Raw genomic sequence first — 3,059 nt, forward strand, 5'->3', positions numbered from 1 at the left:
ATGGACTCGGCCACATATTTTGGCGGGACAAAGTCGGGCTCTATGCCCCGCTGGCGAAGTTCATCGGCCGTGGCCGGACCGATGGCCGCTATCTTGTTTACGGCAAAGGCCCGGGCATCCCGACCCGACGCTCTGACCCTGTCCCAGAAGTGCACGACCCCGTTGACCGAGGTGAAGACGACCCAATCGTATTCTGACAATTCCGTCACGGCCGTGTCGATCTCGGCATATTCCTTCAGGGGCCGGATATCGATGGTTGGGAACTCCAGGCAGCAGGCCCCCTGATCTCCCAGCAATCTGACCAGATCGCTGGCCTGGTGCCGGGCCCGGGTGACCACCACCCCCCGCCCCAAAAGCGGCTTCCGCTCGAAGGCGTTCAGCCGGTCGCGCAATTGAACCACCTGGCCGACCACCAGCAGAGACGGCGGGCGAACGCCCTCGGACACGGCCAGATCGGCGATGGTCCCCACGGTCCCCACCCAGGACTGATGGCGGCAGGTCGTACCCCATCGGACCAGGGCCGCCGGCATGTCCGGGTTCATTCCCGCCCCCATGAGCTGCTCGGTGATGAAGGGCAGATTCTTGACGCCCATGAAAAAGACCAGGGTGCTCGTCCCCCGGGCCAGAGCCTCCCAGTCGTGGGCGCTGTCGGGCTTAGTCGGATCCTCGTGCCCGGTGATGAAGGATACAGACGAGGCGAAACGGCGATGGGTCAGGGGAATGCCGGCATAGGCCGTGGCGGCCACGGCCGAGGTCACCCCGGGAACGACCTCGAACTCGGCCCCGGCCTCCAGGAGTTCTTCGGCCTCCTCGGCCCCCCGGCCAAAGACGTAAGGGTCGCCTCCCTTGAGCCGGGCCACGGTTTTCCCTTCCAGGGCCTTGGCCACGATGAGCTCGTTGATCTTGTCCTGGGGAACCGTGTGGTCCCCCCCCTTCTTGCCGACATAGATGAGTTCGGCGTCCTCCCGACACAGTCCGAGAAAGGCCGAGTTGGCCAGGTAGTCGTAGACCACCACGTCGGCCGAGGCCAAAATATCCCGAGCCTTGACCGTCAAGAGGCCCGGATCGCCTGGCCCGGCCCCAAGCAGATAGACTTTCGCCATGGTATCTTTTCCCCGCCGGTCCGTATCGAATCCTGCCGGCCGTATCATGTTTATCAGAACCTGTCGTTCCCTACTGGTCGCGGACCGAGAGGAGGCGGTCCCGCAGCCGTTCCAGGGTGGTCACCTGCACGGCAAAACCCTCGGCCTTGACCTTTTCCTTTTCGACCACCTCGGCCGGGGCCCGGCCGGTGAAATTCTCGTTGGCCAACTTGGCCCGGACCCGGTCCAGTTCAACGGTGAGCTTGGCCAATTCCTTGGCCAGACGTTCCAGCTCGGCATCGAAATCCACGGCTCCGGCCAGGGGAACGTGGACCTCGTGCCCCCGGACCACGGCCGAGGCCGAAGCCTTGGGGGCCTTCACTCCGGGGCCGACCTCGATCCGGCCCAGGCGGGCCAGTCCGGCCATGGCCAGGGCGTATTCATCCAGGAACGCGGCATCGTCGCCTTCGGCCCGGATAAGGACATCCAAGGCCTGGGAAGGATTGATGCCCAGCTCGGACCGGATGTTCCGCACGGCCGTGACCACGTCCTGAAAGAGCTCCATCAATTCCTGGGCCCTCGGGTCGTCGAACTCCGCTTGGCGAACCGGATACGGTTCCAGGGCCAAATCCGATCCCCTGTTCGGATCCCCGACATGACTCCAGATCTCCTGGGTGACAAACGGAACCGCCGGATGGAGGAGGATCAGGACATTCTGCAGAACGTGTTTCAGGCAGGACCGGGCCCGATTCTTGGCATCCTCGTCCTCGCCGTAGAGTTCGGGCTTGATGAGCTCAAGATACCAGTCGCAGAACTCGTGCCAGACGAACCGATACAAGCCCTGAGCGTACTCGTTGAACTGATAGTTGGCCAAGGCCTCGGCCGATGAATCCAAAACCTGGCCGAGACGGTGCAGGATCCAGCGATGGTGCAGGGGCCAGGAGGCGACATCCATGGGCCGATCCTCCCGCCCGTCCACATGACTCAGGGAAAAACGGGCCGCGTTCCAAATCTTGTTGATGAAATGACGGTACCCCGCGATCCGATCCTCGGACATCTTGATGTCCCGACCCATGGCCGCAAAAGCCGTCAAGGTGAACCGGAAGGCGTCCGTCCCAAACTTATCTATGGTCTCCAGTGGGTCGATGACGTTGCCCTTGGACTTGCTCATCTTCTGGCCGTGCTGGTCCCGGACCAGGGCGTGGATGTAAACGTGGCGAAACGGGACCTCGTCCATGAAATGCAGACCCATCATCATCATCCGGGCCACCCAGAAAAAGAGGATGTCGAACCCGGTCACCAGGACCGAAGTCGGGTAGAAAATCTTCAACTCGGGCGTCCTGTCCGGCCAGCCCAGGGTGCTGAAGGGCCACAAGGCCGAGGAAAACCAGGTGTCGAGAACATCTTCGTCCTGAACCAGTTTGGCCGAGGAGCAGTCCGGACACTTACTCGGATCTTCTCGGGCGACGATCAAGCGGCCGCACTCCTGGCAGGTCCAGGCCGGGATGCGGTGTCCCCACCAGATCTGCCGGGAAATGCACCAGTCGCGGATATTGTCCAGCCACTCGAAATAGGTCTTTTCCCAATGATTGGGCAGGATGGCCGTCCGGCCGTCGCTCACGGCATCCCGGGCGGCCTTGGCCAGGGGGCCGGCTCGGACGAACCATTGGGGCGAGACATAGGGCTCGATCCTGGTACGGCACCGGTAGCAATGTCCGACATTGTGCCGCAGCGGCGAAGACTTCCTCAAAAGCTTCTGTTCCTCCAGGGCCGCCAGCACACGCTTGCGGCACTCGAAACGCTCCAGCCCGGCAAAGGCCTCACCCGCCGCGGACGTCATCCGGCCATCGCCGTCAATGACCTGGAGAACCTCCAGACTGTGCTTTCGGCCCAGTTCGAAATCGTTCATGTCGTGGGCCGGAGTGACCTTGAGACAACCGGTCCCGAATTCCACATCCACATACTCGTCGGCAATGA

The 3,059-nt window shown here is 62.6% G+C and carries 2 protein-coding genes; both read right to left on the reverse strand.

Annotation, left to right across the window (positions count from 1 at the left end; translation table 11 throughout):
* The coding region (cobA, locus tag EOM25_13530; protein ID NCC26194.1) for a uroporphyrinogen-III C-methyltransferase at positions 1–1,103 on the reverse strand (1,103 nt) is incomplete at its 3' end.
* A 70-nt stretch (positions 1,104–1,173) separates the two neighbouring features.
* A partial coding sequence (locus EOM25_13535; GenBank protein ID NCC26195.1) for a valine--tRNA ligase occupies positions 1,174–3,059 on the reverse strand: 1,886 nt, incomplete at its 5' end.

It is taken from the genome of Deltaproteobacteria bacterium (genome assembly GCA_009929795.1).
Taxonomy (GTDB): Bacteria; Desulfobacterota; Desulfovibrionia; order Desulfovibrionales; family Desulfomicrobiaceae; genus RZZR01.